26 protein-coding genes are annotated in these 24,920 nt (G+C 64.2%); 19 read left to right on the top strand and 7 right to left on the bottom strand.

Going from position 1 to position 24,920, the window contains the following annotated elements:
- Window positions 1–37 precede the first annotated feature (37 nt).
- The 7 genes from AAC640_RS06865 to AAC640_RS06835 all read left to right on the top strand — a co-directional run bounded on the left by AAC640_RS06865 (window position 38) and on the right by AAC640_RS06835 (window position 10,466).
- Window positions 38–1,477: an aldehyde dehydrogenase gene (locus tag AAC640_RS06865; protein ID WP_340265377.1), complete on the top strand. Its 1,440-nt coding sequence runs from the start codon at window positions 38–40 to the stop codon at window positions 1,475–1,477.
- Between the two features lie 25 nt (window positions 1,478–1,502).
- A complete protein-coding gene (locus AAC640_RS06860; RefSeq protein ID WP_340265340.1) occupies window positions 1,503–2,663 on the top strand; it encodes an LLM class flavin-dependent oxidoreductase in 1,161 nt (386 codons plus the stop codon).
- A 337-nt stretch (window positions 2,664–3,000) separates the two neighbouring features.
- A complete protein-coding gene (locus AAC640_RS06855; protein ID WP_340265339.1) occupies window positions 3,001–5,244 on the top strand; it encodes a TonB-dependent receptor in 2,244 nt (747 codons plus the stop codon).
- Window positions 5,245–5,363: 119 nt separating this feature from the next.
- Window positions 5,364–6,716, top strand: a complete 1,353-nt coding sequence (locus AAC640_RS06850; protein ID WP_340265338.1) for a serine hydrolase domain-containing protein — start codon at window positions 5,364–5,366, stop codon at window positions 6,714–6,716.
- 122 nt (window positions 6,717–6,838) lie between these two features.
- Window positions 6,839–8,356 carry an alpha/beta hydrolase domain-containing protein gene (locus AAC640_RS06845; RefSeq protein ID WP_340265337.1) on the top strand — a complete coding sequence of 506 codons (1,518 nt, stop codon included), beginning with the start codon at window positions 6,839–6,841 and terminating at the stop codon, window positions 8,354–8,356.
- 145 nt (window positions 8,357–8,501) lie between these two features.
- Window positions 8,502–10,247 carry a CocE/NonD family hydrolase gene (locus AAC640_RS06840; protein ID WP_340265336.1) on the top strand — a complete coding sequence of 582 codons (1,746 nt, stop codon included), beginning with the start codon at window positions 8,502–8,504 and terminating at the stop codon, window positions 10,245–10,247.
- A 30-nt stretch (window positions 10,248–10,277) separates the two neighbouring features.
- A complete protein-coding gene (locus tag AAC640_RS06835) occupies window positions 10,278–10,466 on the top strand; it encodes a hypothetical protein (protein WP_340265335.1) in 189 nt (62 codons plus the stop codon).
- Between the two features lie 31 nt (window positions 10,467–10,497).
- Here AAC640_RS06835 and trmB read toward each other — a convergent pair whose 3' ends face one another.
- The 5 genes from trmB to AAC640_RS06810 form a co-directional block, all read right to left on the bottom strand.
- Window positions 10,498–11,193 (bottom strand): tRNA (guanine(46)-N(7))-methyltransferase TrmB, encoded by a 696-nt coding sequence (trmB, locus tag AAC640_RS06830; RefSeq protein ID WP_340265334.1) that lies wholly within the window; start codon window positions 11,191–11,193, stop codon window positions 10,498–10,500.
- A 191-nt stretch (window positions 11,194–11,384) separates the two neighbouring features.
- Window positions 11,385–11,564, bottom strand: coding sequence for a hypothetical protein (locus AAC640_RS06825; protein WP_340265333.1), 180 nt, complete (start codon window positions 11,562–11,564; stop codon window positions 11,385–11,387).
- Window positions 11,565–11,759: 195 nt separating this feature from the next.
- Complete coding sequence (metK, locus tag AAC640_RS06820; protein WP_340265332.1) at window positions 11,760–12,965, bottom strand: methionine adenosyltransferase; 1,206 nt, start codon at window positions 12,963–12,965, stop codon at window positions 11,760–11,762.
- Window positions 12,966–13,023: 58 nt separating this feature from the next.
- Window positions 13,024–14,619 carry an apolipoprotein N-acyltransferase gene (gene lnt / locus AAC640_RS06815; protein ID WP_340265376.1) on the bottom strand — a complete coding sequence of 532 codons (1,596 nt, stop codon included), beginning with the start codon at window positions 14,617–14,619 and terminating at the stop codon, window positions 13,024–13,026.
- Between the two features lie 8 nt (window positions 14,620–14,627).
- Window positions 14,628–15,263, bottom strand: a complete 636-nt coding sequence (locus AAC640_RS06810; RefSeq protein ID WP_340265331.1) for a YqaA family protein — start codon at window positions 15,261–15,263, stop codon at window positions 14,628–14,630.
- Between the two features lie 172 nt (window positions 15,264–15,435).
- Between AAC640_RS06810 and AAC640_RS06805 the strand changes: the two genes are divergently transcribed.
- The 3 genes from AAC640_RS06805 to AAC640_RS06795 all read left to right on the top strand — a co-directional run bounded on the left by AAC640_RS06805 (window position 15,436) and on the right by AAC640_RS06795 (window position 17,733).
- Entirely contained in the window at window positions 15,436–16,194 is a 759-nt protein-coding gene (locus tag AAC640_RS06805; protein WP_340265330.1) for a hypothetical protein, read from the top strand.
- A gap of 98 nt (window positions 16,195–16,292) precedes the next feature.
- Window positions 16,293–16,940, top strand: coding sequence for a glutathione S-transferase family protein (locus tag AAC640_RS06800; protein WP_340265329.1), 648 nt, complete (start codon window positions 16,293–16,295; stop codon window positions 16,938–16,940).
- Between the two features lie 157 nt (window positions 16,941–17,097).
- Complete coding sequence (locus AAC640_RS06795; protein ID WP_340265328.1) at window positions 17,098–17,733, top strand: hypothetical protein; 636 nt, start codon at window positions 17,098–17,100, stop codon at window positions 17,731–17,733.
- A gap of 83 nt (window positions 17,734–17,816) precedes the next feature.
- On the opposite strand, the gene AAC640_RS06790 is transcribed toward AAC640_RS06795, so the two are convergent.
- Complete coding sequence (locus AAC640_RS06790) at window positions 17,817–18,275, bottom strand: acetyltransferase (protein ID WP_340265327.1); 459 nt, start codon at window positions 18,273–18,275, stop codon at window positions 17,817–17,819.
- Between the two features lie 76 nt (window positions 18,276–18,351).
- On the opposite strand from AAC640_RS06790, the gene AAC640_RS06785 reads away from it, so the two are divergent.
- The 9 genes from AAC640_RS06785 (at window position 18,352) to AAC640_RS06745 (ending at window position 24,469) form a co-directional block, all read left to right on the top strand.
- Window positions 18,352–19,686 (top strand): DNA-packaging protein, encoded by a 1,335-nt coding sequence (locus AAC640_RS06785; RefSeq protein WP_340265326.1) that lies wholly within the window; start codon window positions 18,352–18,354, stop codon window positions 19,684–19,686.
- Window positions 19,687–19,747: 61 nt separating this feature from the next.
- The gene (locus AAC640_RS06780) at window positions 19,748–20,086 is read left to right on the top strand and encodes a hypothetical protein (RefSeq protein WP_340265325.1); all 339 of its coding nucleotides are present in this window, start codon (window positions 19,748–19,750) and stop codon (window positions 20,084–20,086) included.
- Between the two features lie 119 nt (window positions 20,087–20,205).
- Window positions 20,206–21,333 (top strand): phage portal protein, encoded by a 1,128-nt coding sequence (locus AAC640_RS06775; RefSeq protein ID WP_340265324.1) that lies wholly within the window; start codon window positions 20,206–20,208, stop codon window positions 21,331–21,333.
- A gap of 20 nt (window positions 21,334–21,353) precedes the next feature.
- Entirely contained in the window at window positions 21,354–21,674 is a 321-nt protein-coding gene (locus tag AAC640_RS06770; RefSeq protein ID WP_340265323.1) for a DUF6127 family protein, read from the top strand.
- Complete coding sequence (locus tag AAC640_RS06765) at window positions 21,671–22,081, top strand: HK97 family phage prohead protease (RefSeq protein WP_340265322.1); 411 nt, start codon at window positions 21,671–21,673, stop codon at window positions 22,079–22,081. The genes AAC640_RS06770 and AAC640_RS06765 overlap by 4 nt, the downstream gene beginning before the upstream one ends.
- A gap of 71 nt (window positions 22,082–22,152) precedes the next feature.
- Window positions 22,153–23,268, top strand: a complete 1,116-nt coding sequence (locus AAC640_RS06760) for a phage major capsid protein (RefSeq protein ID WP_340265321.1) — start codon at window positions 22,153–22,155, stop codon at window positions 23,266–23,268.
- A gap of 66 nt (window positions 23,269–23,334) precedes the next feature.
- Window positions 23,335–23,874, top strand: a complete 540-nt coding sequence (locus AAC640_RS06755; RefSeq protein WP_340265320.1) for a head-tail connector protein — start codon at window positions 23,335–23,337, stop codon at window positions 23,872–23,874.
- Complete coding sequence (locus AAC640_RS06750) at window positions 23,871–24,068, top strand: hypothetical protein (protein WP_340265319.1); 198 nt, start codon at window positions 23,871–23,873, stop codon at window positions 24,066–24,068. The genes AAC640_RS06755 and AAC640_RS06750 overlap by 4 nt, the downstream gene beginning before the upstream one ends.
- Window positions 24,065–24,469, top strand: a complete 405-nt coding sequence (locus tag AAC640_RS06745) for a DUF3168 domain-containing protein (protein WP_340265318.1) — start codon at window positions 24,065–24,067, stop codon at window positions 24,467–24,469. The genes AAC640_RS06750 and AAC640_RS06745 overlap by 4 nt, the downstream gene beginning before the upstream one ends.
- A gap of 114 nt (window positions 24,470–24,583) precedes the next feature.
- Here AAC640_RS06745 and AAC640_RS06740 read toward each other — a convergent pair whose 3' ends face one another.
- Entirely contained in the window at window positions 24,584–24,910 is a 327-nt protein-coding gene (locus AAC640_RS06740; protein ID WP_340265317.1) for a hypothetical protein, read from the bottom strand.
- Window positions 24,911–24,920: the final 10 nt, after the last annotated feature.

Genomic DNA, 24,920 nt, shown 5'->3' with positions numbered 1-24,920 from the left:
CAAACCACGGTGCTTGCACTGCCGCTAACTCCCGCGAATACTCCCCTATCGCAAGGCGGCCGCTATCGGATGCGTACCTTTCACCGGAAAGACTTGGGCAAGAATCCCGCGTTGCGGCGCCGCCGAAGCTGCCGAAGCCGCCGAGGCTGCGCATCGCGCACTCGATGGGCCATGGGGCAAGATGACCGCTTCGGATCGCGGGATGTTGTTGTATCGCCTGGCCGATCTGCTGGCCGAAAATGCCGAGATGCTCGCCGATCTCGAGGTCACGGACAACGGCAAGCTGCGCAACGAGATGCTGGGGCAGATGCGCTACATCCCGCGTTGGTTTCAATATTATGGTGGTCTGGCCGATAAAATCGAAGGCTCCGTGACGCCCATCGATAAGCCGGGAATGTTCCATTACATCGACCACGTTCCGGTAGGCGTTGTCGCCGCGATCACGCCATGGAACTCCCCAGTTCTGCTTACCGTGTGGAAGCTGGCGCCCGCGTTGGCCGCCGGATGCACTGTCGTCATCAAGCCGTCCGAGTTCACTTCGGCCTCGATGCTCGCCTTTTGCGAGTTCTTCGAGAAGGCGGGCTTCCCCAAGGGCGTCGTGAACATCATCACGGGTTATGGCGGTGAGGTAGGCGAGGCGCTGATCCGTCATCCCAAGGTAGCACGGATCGCCTTCACGGGTGGTGACGTCGGCGGCCGGAAGATCGCCGAATCCGCAGCCGGAAGCTTCAAGCGCGTCTCCCTCGAACTAGGAGGCAAGTCGCCGAACATCATCTTCGATGATGCTGATATTGACGCCGCCGTAAAGGGGGCTGTGTCGGGCATCTTCGCTGCAACCGGCCAGACCTGCATGGCCGGCTCGCGCCTGCTGGTGCAGCGCTCCATCCACGATGCGTTCGTTGCCAAGCTGGTGGCGTTCGTGGAAGCCGCCAAGCTAGGAGACCCCCGCAATCCGGACACCAATGTCGGGCCGATCGCCACGCGCCCGCATCTGCAAAAGGTGCTCGATTACATCGAGGTCGCCAAACGGGAGGGCGCAAAGCTGGTTCTCGGCGGTGAACGGGTGACAGACGGTGAGTGTGCCAACGGCTTCTTCGTCAGACCAACGATCTTCACCGGCGTCCGCAATGACATGCGGATCGCGCAGGAAGAGGTGTTTGGCCCAATCCTGTCGATCATCCCCTTCGAGGACGAGGAAGAGGCGATCCGCATCGCCAACGACACTCAATACGGTCTTGCAGCAGGGATTTGGACGAGCAGCATCGCCCGCGCCATCAACATACCCAAGCGCCTGCACGCCGGCACGGTCTGGGTGAACGCGTATCGTACGGTCAGCTACATGGCGCCGTTCGGTGGCTTCAAGGCCTCAGGCATCGGGCGCGAGAACGGCATCGAGGCGGTCGGGGAATATCTTGAGACCCGATCCGTCTTCATCAACACCGACCTCAATATCCCCGACCCCTTCAATATGCGCTGAACAACGAGAGAACAGGAGGAGAGCAGTGAATAGCTTAACCAACGCGCAAAGCCGCGAGAGCATCAACCCGATCTTCAACGACAACAAGATGAAGCTGGGCGTGTTCGGTTTTAACGCCAGCAATGGCTGCGCCGTGACGATGGCGCCCGAGCGTCACATTCCCGATTGGGATCGGGATTTACTGATGGCGCAGGCTGCCGACCGCATGGGTTTCGAAGCTTTGGTGCCGTTGGGTCGCTGGCGCGGGTTCGATGGTGAGACCAACTTCAATGGCGCGTCTTTCGAGACCACCACCTGGGCGGCTGGTCTTGGCGCATCCACACGTAATCCCTCGATCATGGCAACCCAGCACGTTCCTACTGTTCATCCGATCGTGGCCGCCAAACAGGCCGCTACGGTCGATCAGATCAGCGGTGGCCGGTACGGCCTAAACATCGTCTGCGGTTGGTTCACGCCGGAAATGGAAATGTTCGGCGGCAAGATGATGGAACACGATCTACGCTACGACTATGCGCAGGAGTGGATCGACGTCGTGAAGATGCTGTGGTCGAAGGAGGATTATTTCGACTTCGAAGGTAAGTTCTTCAACATCAAGAAGGGCTTCTCGCAGCCAAAGCCGATCCAGAAGCCGTTCCCACCGCTGATGAATGCGGGCGGTTCGCCCAAAGGTATGGATTTCGCCGCCCGCAACTGCGAGATGGTCTACCTGCTGCTTGATCCGGTCGATGTCGACAAGGCCCGTGCCCAGGTCGCCAAGTATAAGGATCTCGCCCGTGAGCGGTACAACCGCGACATCCAGGTCTGGTGCTATGTCTACGTCGTTCAGCGCGACACCCAAAAGGAAGCCGAGGACTTCCTGAAATATTATGCCGAACAGCATGGCGACGACGTGGCAACGGACAACATCCTGAAGACCCTTGGTGTCGAGACCGGGATCTGGTCACCCGAGGAGGCAGAACGCTTCAAGTTCCACTTCAAGGCAGGCTGGGGCGGGTACCCCCTGGTTGGCACGCCGGAACGTATTGTCGACACGATCCAGACGCTGTCGGACATCGGCCTCGACGGGATTTCGCTGACTTGGGTCGACTACACCGATGGCATCGAACGCTGGGAAAAGGGCGTCATGCCTTTGCTCGAGCAATCGGGCTTGCGTAAGTCATTTGTCAAAACCTCGATGGCGGCCTGACGGGTGACAGCGGCGATCGCACGCGAGTCCGGCAGCATTAACGCGCACTTTAGGCAAGCGATGCGTCAACTTGTCCGTTTTTGGGAGGTGGGTGAATGGTCAGCCGTCGCGAATACAAAAGGCGGGGAAGCGATTGTTTATTTCGCATCCCTCATTGGCCCAAAGAAATAGAGAATACTGTTAAAGTTTATGTCCAAATTGTCCTTCTTTGTCAGCGGAGGGATATTACAGCGGATGGAGATTATACGGCGTCCTGAAACATATCATAAGTTCGTGCACCGGTCGATTTTTCGATAAGACATAAATAATACACAACAACAAATGGGGGGGGATTATCATGAGAAAATTTGGACCTGTGGCGATTGCGCTTGGCGGGCTGCTGTCTTCAGCGAGCTACGCACAGACCCGAGCCAGCGCGCCACCTACGACGTCAGCCGAGGCGGACGCGGCCAGCAGTCGCACTACCGAGATCATCGTCACTGCTCAGCGCAGGGCGGAAAAATTGCAGGACATTCCAATTGCGGTAACGGCGGTGACGGCCGAGACCGCGCAGAATCTCGGACTTTCCAAAGCCGTTGACATCGCTGCGATTACGCCAGGTGCCAATTTCACTGTCAGTGCCGGCTTCTTTTCACCCAATATTCGCGGGCTTGGTGTGGCTTTTACGGCAGCGGGGCTAGAATCTCCGGTCGCAATCTATGAAGATGGCGCGTATCTGACGAATAGCCTCGCCGCCAATGAAATTCTCGATAATTTCGACATCAGCAGCATCCAGGTGCTCCGCGGTCCGCAAGGTACGCTGTACGGCCGCAATGCGTCGGGCGGCGTGATCATCATCAACAGCGCCGATCCGACGTTCAAACTCGGGGGACGCGTGCGTGGGGAGGTCGGCAACCTCGATCATCAGCAGTTGAGCGGAATGATCAACCTGCCGCTGGCTCAAGATCTTGCCTTGCGTATCACCGGAAACTACAAACATAATGGTGGTTACATCCGCAACGCGATCACGGGCGAAAACAACGGCTGGGAAAAAAACCATAACGTAAGGGCGAAGTTGCGCTGGAATCCGGGGGCAGCCAACATCGTTCTTGGGGGCGAATATTATAACCTCCGCAATACCTTGACGCGGACTTCAGCTTTGTCGCGCTACGACGACACTTGCCTTGGCTGCGTCCTCGCGCCCGGCCTTATCCCTGCCTCGGTCGGTTTCTACGAGCAGATTGGTCGATCGTTGGTGCCGCCTCTGCACACCAAATATTATGGCGGCACCCTCAAAATGGATTTTGACTTCGATAACTTCACGTTATCAAGCTTGACGACATACCGTGATCAAAAGTCAGCCAACAATGGCGGTGATACCGATGGAACACCACTTAATCTGTTCGAATTCGTCGGATTCAAGGTCGGTGGAAAGACATTGTCGCAGGATCTTCAAGTATCATCGAATCTGGATGGCAAATTCAACTATATTTTTGGCCTGAACTATCTACGCGACAGGCGCTATTTCAGGGCAGCGTTTCTCGGGGCCTTTGCCGGCGGCGCGATGGACCCTAACACCTCGCCAGGCTTCTTGAACGAGGGGAGCACAGATTCATACGCGGCCTTCCTGGAGGGCTATTACAAGCTTACCGACGAACTGAAGGTCACGGTTGGTGGGCGCTATACCTATGACGAGCGCGGCATGCACGCAGAAGCGTTCGGGTTCTCCGCTGATGGGCGTACGACGCAGCGCGCATTCACGCCGCGTTTCGTGCTGGCGTGGGATAATGGGCCGACCAATCTCTACTACAGCTTCACCCGCGGCTTCAAGGCGGGTGGCTTCCCGGATGGGCAGACAACTGGACCACTTACAACAGTCAGGCCCGAAAAGATTTCCAGTCACGAGATCGGAATCAAGCAATCGATGCTGGACAAGCGGCTCACCCTGAATGCGGCCGCGTTCTACTTCAAGAACAGGGATCAGCAAGTTCAGACGATCCGTGACGTCACTCAAGGTGCTGCCCGCACCTCGAACGCAGCTTTGGAAAACTACGGTGTTGAGGTTGAGGTACGAGCTGTTCCTACGGAAGGGCTTAATGTCGGCATTACGGGTGCCTGGCAACATCCGCGGTACAAGCCGTTCGACGGCGTTATAGGGCTCATATGCTATGACGCTGCTCGGGGGCTGGCAGCGCCGACATTATATTCTTGTAATCCCTTGGTTGATGTCTCGGCGACGAACCTCACCGGCACTGCGCCTCCGCAAGCTCCGCAATGGGCTGGATCGTTCAGCGCCAATTACGAGTTCGCCATCGCATCTTGGACTGCATCGCTTTCGGGTCTCGCGACATACCGCTCCTCGATCAATTTCCAACCTGGTGCGGGCGGTGAACTGAAGCATGATCGCGACGGAAGTCTGTTCCTTGCGAATGCGTCGGGCTATGTCAGCCCTCCCGGGCAGAACCTCCGGATCGGTTTTTACGTCAACAACCTGTTCGACAAGAAGTACGTCACGCGCCGCCAAACGCTCACGCCATTTGGCACATCCTATAATGCCGGCCTCCCGCGCACCTACGGCCTGCGCGTAGAGTATATGTTCTGACCCCGCGCCTCGACCATTAATCGGCCACAGAACCCTGTGGATAGCTGCAGCTTTGGGTATCCACAGGGGACGCGGACGGGCCGATGATGTCAGCGCGGCCTTTCATAAGGAAATATGGAATGAACCAGAGAATGTCGCGTCGGCAAATGGTCGGCACTGCCGTGGCGCTGCCGCTCGCGGCCGCGTGTCCCGCATTTGCGAAGCCGGCGCGATCCCGGCTGAATCCGGCTAAGATCGCCGCGATCCCGTCCGCGCTGCAGTCCTATATCGATCGCGGCATTCTGGCGGGTATTGTCACCATGACCTGCCATCGTGGCCGGATCGTTCAGGTCAATACCCTCGGCTGGAGGGACATCGACACGCGCTCGCCAATGCAGCGCGATACCTTGTTCCGCCTGGCGTCGATGACCAAGCCGGTCACTTCGGTCGCGGTGCTGATGCTGATGGAAGAGGGCAAGCTCAAACTGTCCGACCCGGTGATCAAGTGGATTCCGGAACTCGCGAACCGCCGCGTGCTCCGCAAGAGAGACGGACCGATCGAAGATACGGTTCCGGCGCAGCGGAACATAACGGTCGAGGATCTGCTGACCCACAGAGCCGGTCTGGGCTTGTCATTTATCCTGACCGGCCCGATTGCGCACGCGTACGAAGCGACGATCGGGAGGTCGGTGCATTCGCGCAGCAGGACGACGGATGAATGGCTGGCGGCGATGGGCACGTTGCCGCTGCTCGATCAGCCTGGGGAGCGGATGCAATATGGGCACTCGACGGATGTGCTCGGCTTTCTGCTCGAACGTATCGAGGGCAAGACATTGCAGGATGTGCTGCAGGCCCGCATCTTCGCGCCGCTCGGCATGAAGGATACCGACTTCTGGGTGCCGCCTGCAAAGCAGGATCGGCTCGCCTCCATGTATCAGTTCGATTTAGAAAAGAACGCCCTTGCGAAGGTCGCTGCAAACGAGGTTCTGACGGGAGACGTTACCAAGCGTCCTACCATCTTCTCTGGCGCGGGGGGGCTGATCTCCTCGGCCGACGATTATCTAACATTCGCACAGATGCTGATGGCCGGCGGCCGGCATGGCCGCGTGCGCCTCTTAAAGCCGGAAACGGTGCGCGCAATGCGTACCAACCGGCTTACCGCTGCCCAGCGCCAATTCCCGTTTATCGGTTTGCGGATTTGGCAGGACATGGGCTTCGGACTCGGGGTGGCGATCGTCGAAGAACGGAAGAAGACCAATATCGCCAACGGCAGTGTCGGCTCGTACAGCTGGCCCGGCGCCTGGGGCACCTGGTGGCAGAACGACCCCGTGGAAGACCTGACTATGGTTTACATGATCCAGCAGGCTTACCCGCTCGGCCCCAATTCCGGCGCGTTGCTCGCCGGAGGACGCGGAATGGCGTTCCGGGAAGCTTTGCCGCTATTCGAGCGTATGACCTATGAGGCGGTAGGCTCCCCCCCGCCCCAAACATAAGAGCTTTCGACTTCGCTCGTGGCGGCCGAAGCGCTTGCGCGACCGGCTGGCTGCCCTGCGCATCGGCCTCCGAGCGATGCCTCGACTAAATCGTGCGTCGTTCGCTAGGACGAGTTAAGACTTTGACAAAACGCAATCCACGGCTCGGAGCAATGAGCCACTGGTGTAGCGGCAACCCGATGGAGGGTTTGATGGTAGGTAAGGGATTTTGGTCGAAGCTTGGCGTAAGTGTCAGCCTGGGCGCTCTGCCATTATGGGGATCGATATCTGCGGCGGAGCGTCCGGCGGCACCTGGGGTGATCTCCAACCCGGCGAGACTGCCGACACGCGTTTCGGAGCCCCCGATGGGCGCGGGCAAAGCGCACCTTGCCGATGCAGACCTGCCTTCCAACTATATCGAGAAAGAGTATCTCGTTAGCGGTCTTGCGAACATTTACGGCCATGATGCCGCCGGTCGTCTTGTGGTGGAAAAGGCAGATCAGCCCTATACAACGCGGATCCTGATCCGGCGCCCGCGTGATCGAGCAAAATACAGCGGCGTCGTCATATTCGATCTGCTGCACCCCGAAGCGGGAGTGTCGACACTATGGCCCAGTCTGCGCGACTACATCATAAGAAGCGGAGACGCCTATGTGCAACTCACGACGCGTCGGGAAGCGCGCAATCCGGTGCTTACAGGCACGCCGGGCGCCATCGACCGTTTGAAGCAGGAAGATCCGGTGCGCTACGGCCCCATTGATTTTCGCGACGGCGGGTTGACATGGGACATCATTTCGCAGGTGGGCCGTCTCATCAAGACGAGCTCTTCTGAAAACCCGATGCGGGCCTTCCGGCCCCATTCGACCCTGGCGGGAGGGTTCTCCGGTTCAGGAGCCTTGACCCTGTTCTACATCAACGAAGGCTTCGCCGATGGAGCGCGCATGCCGGGCGGCAGACCGATATTTGACGGCTATTTCGTTGGTGAACCCAGCTGGTATCCGCGCGTGAATTCGACCGTGCCAGCTTCCCTGGACATCGACGACTTCGATCCCAGGCAGCGAGTGAAACCGCGTGATGTGCCAGCGATCTCGCTCTATTCGATGTTGTTTGTCTCTCCCTTCGGGATGGGGCGGGTGCGGCCGGATAGCGACGCTCCGGATGATCGCTACCGATTGTATATAGTATCAGGCGCCTCTCACATGGCGCGTAGGCAGATGGAGGGCGAGTTCAGCTCGCTGGCGCCCAAATGCGACTATCCGGCCAACACTTTACCGCTCGGCCATTATTTCGCACTCACTTTCGAGTATTTGAAGCTCTGGAGCAAGGGGAAGGGTCCCCCGCCGCACGCGCCCCGGCTCGAGCTGGATGCGGCGGGCGCGGTCCTCGACGCCAACGGCAATCCCACGGGGGGAATCCGCTCAACCGCGCTGGACGTGCCGATTGCGCGCTACTTCAAAGGCTCCCCGGGCTTCCTCTGCGAGTTGATGGGCGCCCAGGAACGATACTCGCCCGAGAAGCTACGCCAGATCTATGGTTCTGAAGCCACCTATGTGGCGCGCGTGACGGATCGAGCTCATCAGCTTGTAAATGAAGGCTGGCTTTTGCCCCAGTCCGCCGACGAGGTGATTCACGAGGCCAAAAGCGTGAAATTCGATGATTGAAGCGCCAGCGCCATCAGTCCAGATAAAATCGCTGGCTCAAAGGGCAAGCAAGGTCAGTTCCATAGCGTCAAGCGCAGCGAGAAGATCGTCATGAAGGTAGTCGGCGACCGTCCCGCTCCCCGTCCGTTAAATATGAGGAAGAACGATGAAGGCTGTATTTGAAGCGGACGTTCGCGTGCCGATGCGCGATGGCGTCACCCTGGCCACGAGCGTCTGGCGGCCTGCCGGTGACGAGAAGGTGCCGGCGGTCATGATGCGCACGCCCTACCAGAAGGACGATCTCAAGTTGGGGGTCTTGATGCTGCCCGGCCAAATCGCCCTGCTCCGCGCGGGCTACGCGGTCATCGCCCAGGATGTTCGCGGAACGTTCCGTTCCGACGACAGCTTCGTGCCGCATTCCCAGGATCTGCTCGATGGCGAGGACACGATCCGTTGGCTGGCCGAGCAACCGTGGTGCGACGGGAATGTCGGAATGTATGGCCCATCCTATCTCGGGCTGGTGCAGTGGCAGGCAGCAGCGGCCGACACGCCGGCCCTGAAGGCGATCGTGCCGATGGTGACATGTGCGGATATCTATTCGCTATGGTATTCGCGCGGCGGCGCCCTGTCGCTGCAGCTGCTGCTTTTCTGGAGCACCATCATGGCATTGAACGCCGCCATGCGCGCGCTGCCAGGAGGCAAGGCGGACCTGGCCGATATCCAGCAGCTCGCCGCCACTCTCCAGAACCCCGACCCCCTCTATTGGGCGAAGCCGGTCGGCGATCAGCCCTTGCTGAAGAAGTATCTGCCCTGGTTCGATGATGTCATGGCGCATCCCATGCGAGATGACTTCTGGAAAGCCTTGTCAGTGGTGGACAGGGCCGAGAAGGTCACGACGCCCGCCTTGTCGATCGTCGGATGGTACGATCTTTATGCGACACAACAACTGCGGGATCATCAGGCGTTCAGCCAGCGTGCCGGATCGGCGCAGGCCCGGGCCGGCCAGCGGCTGCTGATCGGGCCGTGGAGCCATATGGTTCACGGCCAGTTCGGCGTTTTTGGAGACCGGGATTTCGGCCCTGCCGCGAACGCGCTGGCGTTCGGCTTCGACGAAGTCCACGTTAACTTCTTTGATCGGTGGCTCAAGGGCCGCGAGGGCGCGCTGGACGGCACGGCACCCGTGCGCCTGTTCGTCATGGGCATCAACCAGTGGCGCGACGAGCAGGCATGGCCGCTTCCGGACACAAACTATGTCGACTATTTTCTCGGCGGGGCGGGGCCCGCGAATACGGCGGGCGGCGCCGGGCTGCTCACGACGAATCGTCCCGCTCATGACATGGTCGATCGCTACCTCTACGACCCGCTCCGCCCCGTGCCGACCGTGGGGGGCGACACGCTGGACATGCGTACCGACGGTCCCAGGGATCAGTCGGCGATCGAGACCAGGGACGATGTCCTGTGCTTTACCACCGCCGTGCTGGATGAGCCGGTCGAGGTCACCGGACCGGTCACGCTCAAGCTGTTCGTGTCCTCGTCGGCGCCGGACACCGATTTCACCGCCAAGCTGGTCGACGTCTCTCCGGACGGACGCGCCATCATCCTCTGTCACGGCGTACTGCGGATGCGCTACCGACAGTCGCTGGATAGCTGCGATCTGATGAAGCCCGATGAGATCTACGAGATCGATATCGACGTGGGGGCTACTTCCAATGTTTTTCTGCCGGGTCATCGCATTCGGCTGGAGGTGTCGAGCAGCAACTTCCCCCGCTATGACCGCAACAGTAATACCGGCGGCGACATCAATAGCGAAAGCGCTGGAGATATGATCGTGGCGTTGAACAAGGTGCACCGGGGACCCGCGCGCCCAAGCCGCATCATTCTTCCCGTCATTCCAGCTAACCGGTCCTCTTGATGATTGGTTTTGGAAGTGGAAAGACTGAAAGTGACCGCCGATCTGGTCCGCCGAAGCCCGAAGGCGACGTTTATCCTGACCGCGGGGGAGAGTTTGCTCCGATTAGGAAACCCCGTGCTTGCGGGTTTCCGCTCGCCTCAGGAAACCACGCTTCTGTTCGCGCAGCCCGAACTGATCAAGCATTTCTCCAACTGCTTTACTTTGGCCTGCTTCGGATAAGATAAGTTCGCGAACTTCGCTGAAGTAGATTCTATCGACGACGATATCTCATATACCAGACTTCATGGCCAAGGCGGCGGGCCTTGGCTTCGTAGCGGGTTTCGGGCCAGCCACCCGGCCGGGTGAGGAAGTCGCTGGGTTCGTGCGCGAGCCAGTCGAAATCCGGGTGGCCGTTCATGACCATGAGCGCCCAGCGGAGATAGATGGGGTGATCGGTGCCGAAGCGGAACTCGCCCCCAGGCTTCAGCTTGCGCGCGATCAGGGCGACCGGGCCGGGGTTCATCATGCGGCGCTTGGCATGGCGTGCCTTGGGCCATGGGTCGGGGTGGAGGAGATAGACAAAGCTCAGCGCGCCGTCCGGAATGCGGCTGAGCACCGACAGCGCGTCGCCCATGTGCAGGCGGACATTGCCCAGCGCCTGGTCGCGGATATGGCCGCAGGCGGTGACGACGCCGTTCAGAAAGGGTTCGCAGCCGATGAAACCGTGATCGGGCAGCAGGTCGGCGCGATAGGCGAGATGTTCGCCGCCGCCGAAGCCGATCTCGAAATGGAGCGGGCGGTCGTAGCCGAAGAGGCTGGCGGCGGTGATCTCGCCCTCCTCCGGCACAGAAAGGGCGGGCAGCAGCGTGTCGACAAGCTGCTGCTGGCCGGCGCGGAGCTTGTGGCCGGACTGGCGGCCGTAAAGACGGTTGAGCGTGGTGGGATCGCCGGATGTGTGCGCGGTCATGCGCGGGCGCTTAGCCCCGTGGCGTGACCGGGGCAAGCGGAGACGCGCTGGAGCCATGTCGTGCCTCCCGCAGCCCGTGAGGAGACGAAGCGGAGCGGGAGGCACGCAGAGCCATGGCGTCAGGTGCAGCGGCCGGCGCCAGGGCCCTTTCCTTTGGAAGCCGGCGGATTGCGCGCGGCCGATCCGTCAGGTCAGTGGCATTTGGTGAAGCGGCCCTTGGCGTCCTTGCACGGCCCCTTCTTGGCGACCGGCTTGGGTGGGCATTTCATGAACTTGCCCTTGGCGTCCTTGCAGGGGGCGGCCAGCGCGGGTGCGGCGCTGCCGACGAGCAGGGCGAGGCAGGCAAGGGCAGATGTCACGGATCGGGTCATCGCCAGTTCTCCTTCAAAGGAGGTTGCCGAACCCGACAGGGGTGGCGGGTTCGACCCCCTTCTTATGGCGCGCCAGTGCGACCGGGCCTAATGAACTTTTCGTCATCTTATGGTGAGGTTGAGCGGCGCCGCCCAACGCGAAACGGCGCGCAGGGCAAGTGCCTGCGCGCCGCTTTCCCGACCGGAGCCGATGGCTTAGAGAGCAGCCTTGAGTTTGTCGACGAGGTCAGTCTTTTCCCAAGGGAAGAAGTCGCCTTCGGGCCTGCGGCCGAAATGGCCATAGGCGGCCGTGGGGCGGTAGATCGGCTTGTTGAGGCCAAGATGGGTGCGGATGCCGCGCGGGGTCAGGCCGCCCAGTTCCTTGATGTTCTTGATCGCCTGCTCGATCTTCGCGTCGTCGAGGCTGCCGGTGCCGTGCGTGTCGACATAGAGCGACAGCGGCTCGCTGACGCCGATGGCATAGGCGAGCTGGATCGTGCAGCGACGGGCAAGGCCGGCGGCGACGATATTCTTGGCGAGGTAGCGGGTGATATAGGCGGCCGAGCGGTCGACCTTGGTCGGGTCCTTGCCCGAAAAGGCGCCGCCGCCATGGGGCGCCGCGCCGCCATAGGTGTCGACGATGATCTTGCGGCCGGTGAGGCCGGCGTCGCCGTCCGGGCCGCCGATTTCGAAGCTGCCGGTGGGGTTGATATGATAGACGGTCTCGGCCGAGAGCAGTTCGCCGGGCAGGACATCGGCGATGACGCCCTTCACATAGTCCTTGAGTTCTGCTTCGTTGGCGCCTTCGTCATAGCCCTTGCCATGCTGGGTCGAGACGACGATCGCGGTCGCGGCGACGGGCTTGCCATTTTCGAAGCGCAGCGTGACCTGGCTCTTGGCATCCGGCTCCAGAAAGGGGGCGCGGCCCGAATGGCGGTCATGCGCCATCTTCGCCAGGATCTTGTGGCTGTAGTCGAGCGTGGCCGGCATGAGGTCGGGCGTTTCGTCGCAGGCGAAGCCGAACATGATGCCCTGATCGCCGGCGCCTTCATCCTTGTTGCCACTGGCGTCGACGCCTTGCGCGATGTGCGCGGACTGGGCGTGGAGGTTGTTTTCGAAGCGGAAGCTTTCCCAGTGGAAGCCGTCCTGTTCATAGCCGATGCGCTTGACTGTATCGCGGACGGTGCGCTCAATCTCTTCCTGCGCGCCTGCGGCCCATTCGCCATTTTCATAGACGCCCTTGCAGCGGATTTCGCCGGCGAGAACGACGAGCTGGGTCGTGGTCAGCGTTTCGCAGGCGATGCGGGCTTCCGGGTCCTTGGACAGGAACAGGTCGACGATGGCGTCGGAAATCTGGTCCGCGACCTTGTCGGGATGGCCTTCGGACACGGATTCCGAGGTGAAGAGATAATTGCTGCGCATGGGACTCCCGTTAGCAGGCTGCTGTCAAAAGCGACATAAAGAAAAGTTTATGTGGCTATTAGCTTCTCGACCGGCGCGTGGCAATGGTCAGTCCGACGAGCAGTACCATCAAGGCGAAGGGCGCCCAGTTACCGATGCGGCTGAACAGCGTCGGAGCAAGCGCGAGCGGCAGCGCAGTGTCGAGGAAGCCCGCCCGGTGCAGCCCGAGCGCGTGGAGCACATGACCCCGCGCGTCGACCACCGCCGACACGCCGGTCGGGGTGGAGCGGATGATCGGGATGCCTTCCTCAATGGCGCGCAGGCGCGCTTGCGCCAGATGCTGGACCGGACCCCAGTTGCCGAACCATGCATCGTTGGAGGGGTTGAAGAGGAAGGCGGGGCGGTTCTTCGCGTCGACCACATGGCCCGAGAAGATGATCTCGTAGCAGATCTGGACGCCCATCTTGAGGCTGGGGCGGCCGAGCGTGGCGGGGAGCGTCAGGCTTTGCGGGCCGGGGCCGGGCCAGAAATCAGCCTCGCCGGGCACGAGGCGGGAGAGGCCGATCGGCTGAAGGATGGCGCGCATCGGCAGATATTCGCCATAGGGCACGAGATGCGCCTTGTCATAACGGCCGAGCAGCTGGGCGCGGGGCGAGACGATGAAGAGGCTGTTGTTCGCGCCGGCGAGCGCGTTGGTGGGCACGCCGTCCTTTTCGACCTGCTTGAAATAGACTTTGGTCGCGCCGGTCATCAACAGGTCGCCCGGCCCCAGCAGTCCCGCCAGGCGTTCGCGCCAGTCCGGTTCCATATCAAGATAAGCGGGGACGGCGGCTTCGGGCCAGAAAATGAGGCGCGGGGCGGGTCGGGGCTGGCCCGACAGAGCCGCGAGCGTGCGGAAATGCGCCTGTTCGAGCTGGGGCGAATATTTTTCGTCCTGGCCGATATTGGGCTGGACCACGCGGATGCGCGGGGCTCCGGCGGGCGTGGCGGGGGCGTGGGATAGCTGGCCCCATAGCGCCAAGGCGCAGAGCGGCGCGGCGATCGCGGCGGCGGGAATCCAGCGGCGGTGCAGGGCGAGGAGGATGGTACCGGCGGCGACGATGACGAGCGCGCCCAGGCCGTAGGTGCCGATGATCGTCGCGGCGATGGCCACGCCGGTGGGAAGCAGGATGACGCCGAGTGGGTTCCAGGCAAAGCCGGTAAAGAGGACGGCGCGCAGATATTCGCTGGCGATCCAGCAGGCGGCGAATAAGAGAAGGAGGGGGATGGCCTGTTCCGGGGGCTGCGGGCCATTGCTGATGCGATTGATCGGTTGCCCGCGCGGCAGCAGCCTGCGCTGAAACCACCATGCGCCCAGGGTCGCAAGCCCCGGATAGACGGCGAGATATAGCGAGAGCAGGATGACGGCGCCATAGCCGAACCAGTGCGGCATGGCGTCCTGGAAGGTGAAGGCGTGAGCGATCCAGTTGAGGCCCAGGGTGAAATGGCCGAGGCCGAACAGCCAGCCGCGAAGGAACGCCGCGCGCCGGTCGGGGGCTTTCTGAATCAGGGTGATGAGCAGCGCGATGCAGGCAAGGGTGATGGGCCAGAACTTCAGCGGCTCGAACCCCGTTGCCGACAGGAAGCCGGCGAGCAGCGCGGCGAGTCGCGGAAAGCGGCCGATCAGGTCCTTCATCAGGCGGGTCAGCGCAGCGTGGCCATGGTGGCGTGGCTGCACTTGTCGGTCTTGCCGCCGCCACCCGACAGGGCCGAGGCCGCGACGAAGCCGCCGACGATCAGCACCAGAAAGGCGGCGGAGAGCAGGCCGAGATATTTTTCGATGAACGCCTTTATCGGGCTGCCGAACTTCCAGAAGAGGAAGCCCACCAGCATGAACTGGAAGGCGCGGCTGAGGATGCTGGCCCAGAGGAAGGTAATGAGGGACAGGCCGATGAAACCGGCGGTGATGGTGATAAGCTTGAAGGGGATGGGCGTGGCGCCCTTCACCAGGATGATTTCCGCGCCATAATCGCGCAGATAGCAGGCGGCGACCGGAAATTTGGCGGTGAGGCCGAGCGCGTGGAGGATCTGTTGGCCGACGGCTTCATAGAGGAAATGGCCGATCGCGTAGCCGAGCAGGCCGCCCAGCACCGAGGCGACGGTGCAGATGATGCCGAAGCGGATCGCCCGTTCCGGCCGGGCAAGGCACATAAGTCCGAGAAGCGGATGCGGGGGGATGGGAAAGAAGCTGGATTCCATGAACGATATCAGGAAAAGCCAGCGTTCGGCATGGGCGTGGGCGGCTTTGGCCAGCGTCCATTGATAGAGCTTGGTGAGCATCGGGGGCGGGCCTAGCGGAGATGGAGATAGGCTGCCAGAGCTTTTATGATTGTTGCGATTTCGAAACGATATCATCGGCGTTCCATGCACAGGCAGGACGGCGTTGACGGTCGGACGGCGTCTGGGCAAGACGATAGCGCAGCCAGTTCTTGTTGGGCGGACCCTTAATCACGTGACTCCAGTTTCCCTGTCCTGGACCAAGACGCGCGAACGCGGCGGCGGCTTGCTGTTTGCGCTGGCGCTGAACGCGCTGCTGCTGCTGGCGCTGCTGACGCTGGCTCCGCGTCCCGAGCCGCGCGTGGACGATCCGCGCCATCCGGTAAGCTTTACGCTGGCGCCCGCGCAGCAGGCGGAAAAGGCCAAGGCACACAAGAGCAAGGCGCGCAAGCGGCGGGTGGAAAAGGCGGCCGAGCAACGGCAGGCGCCGCCGGCGGTCCGCCCGCCGCGGCCTGTCGTCCGACCTGCAAAGGATGCGTCGCTGCCGTTCCTCGTTATCGACAGCGCGCAGATGGCCTCGGCCGATATCGGGCGGATGCCGGCGAAGGACGCAGGGCAGGGCACCAGCGGGCAGGGGCAGGGGCAGGGGCAGAGCGCCGCAGCCGCGGGGCCGGGCGAGGGGCCGGGCGGGGTGCAGCTGTTCGAGGCGGAATGGTATCGGCGGCCGAGCCCCGCCGAGCTGTCGACCTATATTCCGGCCGATGCGCCGGCCAGCGGATGGGGCCTTGTGGCGTGCAAGACGGTGGATGATTTCCATGTCGAAAACTGCCAGGCGCTGGGCGAATCGCCCGTCGGATCAGGCTTTGCCCGCGCGGTGCGGCTGGCCGCGTGGCAGTTTCTGGTGCGCCCGCCGCGCGTCAATGGCAAGCTGATGGTCGGCAGCTGGGTACGCATCCGAATCGATTATAGCCGGTCCAGCAGCGTGGCCGGGTGAGAGGGGCTGGGTGAGACGGGCAATGAGAGGTCGCGGACCCGAAGGCTGCCGTCTTGCCGAGATAATATGATGCTTGCCGACAGTCCGGAGAAGAAGAAATGATCATTTATGGCGCGCGCCCGTCGCCCTTTGTCCGCAAGGTCGTGATCTTTGCGCATGAGAAAGGGCTGGAGCATGACGTGAGGCCCGGCGGCTTTGGCCAGGGAGGGGATGTGTTCGCTCAAGCATCGCCCTTCGGCAAGATGCCGGCGCTGGAGGATGGCGACTTCCTGATCAGCGACAGCAGTGCCATCATAACCTATATGGATGCTATACAGCCCAGGCCAAACCTTATCCCCACCGAGGCGAAGGCGCGCGCGCGGACGATATGGTATGAAGAGTTCGGCGATACCATTTTGCAGCCGGCGGGCATGCCGATGTTCTTCAACCGCATGGTCGCGCCGCTGCTGGGGGTGCCGCAGGATCTGTGCGCGGCGGACAGGGCCGAATCGGAATCCTTGCCGCCAGCGCTGGACTATTTGGAAAAAACCCTGCCGGACAGAGGGTTCATGGTCGAGGATCGCTTCACCCTGGCGGACATCGCGATCGTGTGCCCGCTCATCAATATCGGTTATTGCAGCGGCGTGCTGGCCGAGGGACGCTGGCCCCGGATCGCGCAGTGGATCGCGACGATGCGGACACGGCCCAGCATCGCAGCGGCGCTGGCGGCGGAGGCGAAGGCGATCGCGCGGATGCGCGCAGTGTGAAATAACCTATATGGAACATTTTGGTTGACATCGTCACGCTGTTCTGGCAGATAAGTCGACAGTGGGAAAATGTGAGTCGCCAGCGCGGCGGGAAAGAAGGGCTGGTCCTTTGGGGCCGGCCCTTCTTGCGTTGGGAGGGCGGGTGAAAGGACGGGGCGTGGCGAACAGGGACGGGAAGGATGGCAAGCAGGCGACGAGCGCCAGGGGCGCGACGCGCCGCTTTTCGGGAAAGGCAGGCGACGGGGCGGATCGCGAACTGACGATGCAGCGCAGCCCGCGTGGCGGCGCCGCGAACGGGGCACAGTTGCGCGCGGTGCGGAAGGATGGCTGGACGGTCGAGCGGCGGCGCATCTTCATGGAGACGCTGGCGGTAACCTGCAATGTCAGCGAAGCGGCGCGGGCGGCGGGCAAGAATCTGTCGAGCGCCTATTATCACAAGCGGCGCGATCCCGGCTTTGCGCGCGAATGGGCGCAGGCGATGAGCATCGGCTATGCCGAACTGGAGGCGCTGCTGCTGCGCCAGTCGCTGTTCGGGAGCGAGGTCGAAGAGGTGGTGCTGGACCCGGAGGGCATGGTGAAGAGCCGCAAGGTGAAGCGCGGCCATCCCCATGCCGTGGGCGTGCGATTGTGGGTGCAGCATCGGCGCGAGGTAACGGAGACGCAGGCCGGCGATCAGGTCGACAGGCCCGATGGCGAAGAGGCGCGCGAGCGGTTGCGCGCGGCGCTGGATCAGGTGCGGGAGAGAAGCGGCGCGGTGGTGGCGTTGCCTGCGCCCGACCCGCGATTGTCTTGAGCCTATGGCGGCAGCGGCATGGAAGGAGCCTGCCGGATGTCCTTTCCGCCGCGCTTCCTTTTCGTGGCCTGCGCCCGTCCGGCTCAGCGCCCCGGGTCGGGCGCGTAGCGCAGGTGGAGAAGGGGGTAGGGGCGGCCCTGACCGTCGCGGTCGGAGCGGCCGGCGCGGGCGAAGCCCATGCGCTCATAGAAGCCGAGAGCGCCGTCATTCTGTTCGTTGACATCGGTGGTCATGGCGGGATGAAGTTCGAGCGCGTGAGCGACGAGCGAGCGGCCGACACCCTGCCCATGCCAGTCTGGGTCGATGAAGAGCGCGTCCATATGCGTGCCTTCGATCAACATGAAGCCAACAGCCTGGTCGTCAGCGTCGGTGGCGAGCCACGCGGCCGAGCGGGGAAGGACGTCGGCGACTTCGGCGTCGATCGCGCCACGATCGGCGGGATCGAGGAAGTGATGGGTCGCGTCGACGGCGCGGCGCCAGATGTCGAGCAGGCGGGCGCCATCGGCGGCGCGGGCGGGGCGGATGGAGATCATGCGCGGCATATAGGCGCGAAGCGAGCGGATCGCGAGGCGGCGGGCGACGGACGCAGGGCGAAGCGCGGCGAGGGGAGCGGAGCCGATGGAGGCGATTTCGGATTTCGAGCGGCTGGCGCGCTTGCCGGCCGAGGCCCGCGAGCGCGTGCTGGCGGGCTTGAATGGCGCGGCGGCGCAGGCGCTGGCACATGACTGGCAGTGGCTGGCCCGGCCGGGCCAGCTGGCGCCGTCGGGCGACTGGCAGGTCTGGTTGATGATGGCGGGGCGAGGTTTCGGCAAGACGCGCGCGGGGGCGGAATGGGTGCGGGCCATTGCGGAAAAAGACGGCAGCGCGCGCATCGCGTTGGTCGGTGCCACCCTGGGCGAGGCGCGCAACGTGATGGTGGAGGGACCTTCGGGATTGCTGGCGATCGCGCCTTGGTGGAACCGCCCGGCCTTTTCGCCGGCCCTGCGACGGCTGATCTGGCCCAATGGGGCGATGGCGACGCTGTTCGGCGCGGCGGAGCCGGAATCGCTGCGCGGGCCGCAGTTCAGCCATGGCTGGGCCGACGAGATCGCCAAATGGCCGGGCGGCGAGGCGGCGTGGGACAATCTGGCGATGGGTTTGCGCCTGGGCGCGCGGCCACGCCTGCTGGCGACGACGACGCCGCGGCCGGTGCCGCTGGTGCGCAAGCTGGTGGCGCGGGATGGCGGCGACGTGGTGGTGACGCGGGGGCGGACGGCGGACAATGCCGCCAATCTCGCGACCGGCTTCGTTGCGGCGATGGAGCGCCAATATGGCGCGACGCGGCTGGGGCGGCAGGAACTGGACGGCGAACTGATCAGCGACGTCGAGGGCGCGCTGTGGAGCCGCGACCTGCTGGAGCGGTGCCGCGTGGCGCATGTGCCGGAGCGCGAAGACGGCGAGCCCTTGCTGGCGCGGGTGGTCGTGGGTGTCGATCCGCCCGCTTCGGCGCATGGCGATGCCTGCGGGATCGTCGTCGCCGGGATCGGGCCTGACGGGCGTGCCTATGTCATCGCCGATGCGAGCGTCGAGAAAGCGTCACCCGAAAAGTGGGCGCGCGCGGTGGCGGCGGCGGCGGCGGTCCATGGCGCGGATCGCGTGGTCGCCGAGGCGAATAATGGCGGGGCGATGGTGGAAAGCGTGCTGCGCGCGGCGGACGCGGTGCTGCCGGTGCGCCTGGTGCATGCAAGCCGGGGCAAGGTGGCGCGGGCGGAGCCTGTGGCGGCGCTTTATGAAGCCGGCCGGGTGCGGCATCGCGGCGCTTTCTGGGCGCTGGAGGATGAATTGTGCGGGCTGGTCGCGGGCGGCCCCTATGTCGGGCCGGGACGGTCGCCCGATCGGGCGGATGCGCTGGTCTGGGCGCTGACCGAGCTGATGCTGGGGCGGCGCGGTGACGCACGGGTGCGCGGGCTGTGAGGAACTTGCCCGTTGCTTTCGATTTATTGCTACAGATCAAGTTGACGAGGAGGACAATTCCATGAGGCTGGCCACATTCCTGATGATTGCGGCAGGTGCGTCGCTGGTCGCGACGCCGGTGATGGCGGCTTCGCTGAACAGCAAGGAACGGGCGCGGGTGGCGCGTTCCGCCCCGCGCGACCGGGACGAGGTGCGCTATTGCCTGTTGCAGGCGAAGAAGGGGCGTGATCGCGGCACGGTGATCGGCGCTGCGGGCGGCGCCGGGGTCGGCGCGCTGGCCGGAGGGAGCCTGGGCGAATCCCTGCTGGCAGGTGCGGCGGGCGCGGTCGCCGGGCGCGTGATCGGCAAGAGCGAAGGGACCAACGCGGCCTGCGACCGGGTGCTGGCGCGTAACCCTTGAGATAGCGGGCATCCTGCTGGCCCGGGGCCAGCCAGGGCCTGTCGGGGCAGCTGGCGCTGCCGGGCTTCACCATCCTCTCCCCTGACGGGGGGAGGATTTTTCTTTGTGGCGGGGTTTGCATGAAATTCTTTGGGACGAAGGCGTCGCGCAGTGGCGCGCGGCCGGTGCTGGCGCGCGCCTGGGGCGCGGGTGCGGTGGCGCTGGGGGAGTGGCCGGCGAGCTATGAGGCGCAATTGCGCGCGGGGATCATCAGCAATCCGGTGGCGCAGCGGGCGATGCGGCTGGTGTCCGAAGGGGCGGGGAGCACGCGGCTGACCGCGAGCGGGATCGCGGACGAAGAGGCGGCACGGGTGCTCGCCCTGGTGCTGCGCTGTTCGGGCGGGCAGTCGCTGGTCGAAACGCTGGCGAGCCATCTGCTGCTGCACGGCAACGGCTATGTGCAGATATTGGCGGGCGTGGACGGGAGTCCGGGCGAGCTCTATGCGCTGCGGCCCGAGCGGGTGAGCGTGGAGGCCGATGCGCGGGGGTGGCCGGTGGCCTATCTCTACCGCGTGGGCGACAGCGTCACGCGGCTGCTGCCCGAGGACGGCGCCGGGCGCGCGTCGATCCTGCATCTCAAAGCCCTGCATCCGCTGGACGACCATTACGGGTTGGGCTGTGTCGGCGCGGCGGCGGGCGCGGTGGCGATCCACAATGCGGCGACGGTGTGGAACAAGGCGTTGCTCGACAATGCGGCGCGGCCGTCAGGTGCCATGGTCTATGATCCCAAGGACGGGTCGGTGATGGCGCCCGAACAGTTCGAGCGGGTGAAGCGCGAGATGGAAATGGCCTTTTCCGGCGCGGCGAACGCGGGGCGACCGATGCTGCTGGAAGGCGGGCTCGACTGGAAGGCGATGAGCCTGACCCCGGCGGAGATGGATTTCGTCGGCCTCAAGGCTGCGGCGGCGCGCGAGATCGCGCTCGCCTTCGGCGTGCCGCCGATGCTGATGGGGCTGCCGGGCGACAACAGCTACGCCAATTATCGCGAGGCGAACAAGGCGCTGTGGCGGCAGGCGATTTTGCCACTGGTGGGCAAGATCTGCGGCGGGCTGGCCCAGGGATTGCAGGACTGGTGGCCGGGACTGGCGCTGGCGGCGGACCTGGATGCGGTGCCGGCCCTGTCGGACGAGCGGGTGGCGCTGTGGCAGCGGGTGTCGGCGGCGGACTTCCTGACGGCCGAGGAGAAGAAGGCGCTGCTGGGGATCTGAACCAGGCGGGAGGCGGGGCGATGAAATATGATGGCGAGATGCTGGCGCGGCTGGTGGCGCAGGCCGAGGGCGCGCCGGGGCAGATGGACATGGTGATGATCCGCGCGCTGATCGAGGAGGCGAGCGAGCTGGGCGCCGGGCGGGCGCTGGAACGGCTGGGGCTGGCCGACCGGGGTGCGGAGGGGGATGTGCGCGAACTGCGCGAACTGCTGTCGGCCTGGCGCGACGCGAAGAAGGCGGCGCGCGGCGCGGTGGTCGGCTGGGCGGTGCGGATCGTCATGGCGCTGGTGCTGCTGGGCGTGGCGGTGAAGGCGGGGCTGATCGGCATGGTGCGCGGATGAGTGGGCGCCCTGGCGAGCAGGATGTGCGCTTTGCCGGCTATGCGGCGGTATTCGATCGGGTCGATCGGGGCGGCGACGTGGTGCGGCCGGGCGCCTTTGCGGGCGCGGCGGCGGGGGTGCCGCTGCTGTGGCAGCATCATCCCGGCGCGCCGATCGGAACGGTCGAGCGGATCGAAGAGGACGGGCGCGGCCTGCGCGTGATCGGGCGCGTGTCGGGGCGCACCGCTGCCGGGCGGGAGGCGGCGCGGGCGCTGAAGGAGCGCGCGGTGGACGGGCTGTCCTTTGGCTATCGGGTGCGGGCGGCGCGGGGGCACGGTCCGCGCGAATTGCTGGCGCTGGAGGTGGTGGAGGTGAGCGTGGTGACACATCCGATGCAGCCACTGGCGCGGGTGATCGCGGTGGAGTGACCGGGCGTTCGTCAAAGATCGAGTGTTTTTCAGGCGGTCCTTCCGGGCCGCCTTTTTTGTGGGAGTGGTGAATGACGGATCAGTTGGAATCGAGCTTTGACATGGTCGCGCAGGGTGACCGGATCGAGGCGATGGAGGGGGAGATCGCGGCGCTGAAGGGGGCGTTGATTTCAGCGCAGCGGCCGGCGCTCGACGGGGTGAAGGGCGGGGCGGTCGATCCGGCCCGGGCGGCCTTTGTCGAGCGCTATCTGCGGCAGGGCCATGAGGCCGGCTTGGAGCTGAAGAGCTTTTCGGGCGCGAGCAACAGTGCGGGCGGCTATGCGGTGCCGCGTGAGATCGACCAGATCATCGACGCGACGCTGAAGAGCATTTCGCCGATAAGGGGCATCGCCAATGTCGTGCGCACAGGGACGGCGGGCTATCGCAAGCTGGTGACGTCGGGCGGCATCGTGTCCGGCTGGGCCAGCGAGACGGGCGCGCGGGCCGAGACGGCGACGCCGAGCTTCAACGAGATCGTGCCGCCGTCGGGCGAGCTTTACGCCAATCCGGCGGCGAGCCAGGCGATGCTGGACGACGCGCAGTTCGATGTGGAAGGCTGGCTGGCGAGCGAGATCGCCCGCGAGTTCGCGGCGGCCGAGGGTGCGGCCTTCGTCAACGGCAATGGCACGAACAAGCCCAAGGGATTCCTGACCTATACGGCCACCAACGAGGCGGACGGAGTGCGCGCGTTCGGGTCGCTGCAATATGTCGCGACGGGCGTGTCGGCTGCGTTCCCGGCGTCGAGCCCGCAGGACAAGCTCATTGACCTGGTGCAGAGCCTGCGCGCGCCCTACCGCCAGGGCGCCTGCTTCGTGATGAACTCGGCGACGCTGAGCGTGATCCGCAAGATGAAGACCAGCGACGGCGCGTTCGTCTGGCAGCCGTCGCTCGCGGCCGGGCAGCCAGCGACGCTGTTGGGCTATCCCGTGGTCGAGGCGGAGGACATGCCGGATATCGCGGCAGGATCGCTGTCGATCGCCTTCGGCAATTTCCAGGCGGGCTATGTGATTTCCGAACGCAGCGATACGAGCATCCTGCGCGATCCGTTCAGCAACAAGCCGTTCGTACATTTCTACGCGGTCAAGCGCGTCGGCGGCGCGGTCGCCAATTCGGAGGCGATCAAGCTGATGAAATTTTCGGCTTCCTGACCCTCGCTCCTTCACCTTTATCTTGGGGCATCCTTCGCGGGTGCCCCCTTTTTTCGGGAGGGGCGGATGGTGCTGGTACGGGAAGATGCCGGGGCGGCGGGGGCGTCGCTTGCCGAGCTGAAGGAATATCTGCGGATCACGGGCAGCAGCGAGGACGGGCTGCTGGAGGCGTCGCTCCAGAGCGCCACGGCCTTGTGCGAACAGTTTATCGGGCAGTGGCTGATCGCCGGGGAGGCGCGCGAAACGGTGGTCGGCGACGCCAGCTGGCAGCGGCTGTCGGCGCGGCCGGTGGTGGCGATAACGGGCGTTGATGCGGTCGGGCCGGATGGCGATGCGGTCGCGCTGGGGCCGGGCGATTACGCAATCGACATCGATGCGGCAGGAGATGGCTGGGTGCGGGCGCGGCCAGGTGGCGGGCAGTCGGTGCTGGCCGTGCGCTATCAGGCGGGAATGGCGCAGGAGGTGGAAGGCCTGCCCGCGCCGATCCGGGAGGGGATCATCCGGCTGGCGGCCGAACATTTCGCGGCGCGCAGCGGCGATGTCGCCAGCCCGCCCGCGGTGGTGAGCGCGCTGTGGCGGCCGTTACGCCGGATGCGACTGACATGATGGGCGATCGGCTGGCGCGGCTGGCGGAACAGCGGGCTGAGCGCCGCCGCCGGGCGGTGGTCGAGGCGATGCTGGCTGCCGGGGTGGAGGAAGCGCGGATCGAGGGTGAGGCGGTGCGGCTGTCCGGGCGCGGGTTGCTGCGGCGGTGGTTGAGCGACCTGGATCTGCGCGAACGGGCGAGGGGTGGGCTATGAGCGCGGAAGTGACGGTGCGCGCGGCGGTGATCGCGGCGCTGCGGAATGACGGGGCGCTGCTGGGCGCGATCAACGGGCTGTTCGACGGCACGCCGGCACGAGCGAGCGTGCCCTATGCGGTGGTGGGAGAGTGCATCGCCAGCGAGTGGGGCGCGAAGGATGTGGACGGGCGGGAATTGCGGCTGACGATCAGCCTGTATGATGCGGGCGGGACGCCGGGGCGGCTGGCGGGCCCGCTGGGACAGATTGATCGGGCGGTGCAGGCGGCGGACGCGAGCGCGGAAGGATGGCGGATCGTCGGCGCGCGGCTGGTGCGGTCGCGCGTGATGAAGATCGGCCCGCGGGACGGCGATAGCTGGCAGGCGGTTTTGGACTACCGGCTGCGGGTTGTGGCGCTGTGACGGGTTGTCGTGGCGGCCGACGGGTTTCCTGGGCGATGTCGCCGCCTGTCCGATGACATCCCGACCTTGGCCGGGCGACGGACAGGCGAGGTGGCGAGCCCGGATCAGGCGGGGTCAGCCGCCCTTGGCATAATCTTCGAACTCACCGGTAATCTTGTCGACATATTCCGAAACCTGGTCGTCGGCGTCGGATGCCGCGTCCTTGGCGGCCATGCCGCTGGACTTGTCATCGGCCAGGACGGCGGCGCGGAAGGCGGCTTCCTTGTCGCCGCATTTTTCCTTCAGCATGGCGCGGAAGTCAGAGAGCGTCACCTTCTTGTCCAGCGCGGGCTGGATCTGCTTCGATAGGCATTCCGAAAAGGCCTTCCGGCCCATGCCAACGGCGTCCGGGCTCTGCGGGGCAGCGGCGAGCATCATCATGAGGGGGGCAGCAACAAGCATCAAAGCCTCT

The sequence above is a fragment of the Sphingobium mellinum genome, from assembly GCF_037860795.1.
GTDB classification, from domain to species: Bacteria; Pseudomonadota; Alphaproteobacteria; order Sphingomonadales; family Sphingomonadaceae; genus Sphingobium; species Sphingobium mellinum.
Note: the sequence above shows the minus strand (reverse complement) of the source record. Positions and strands in the feature narration are given on the sequence as shown.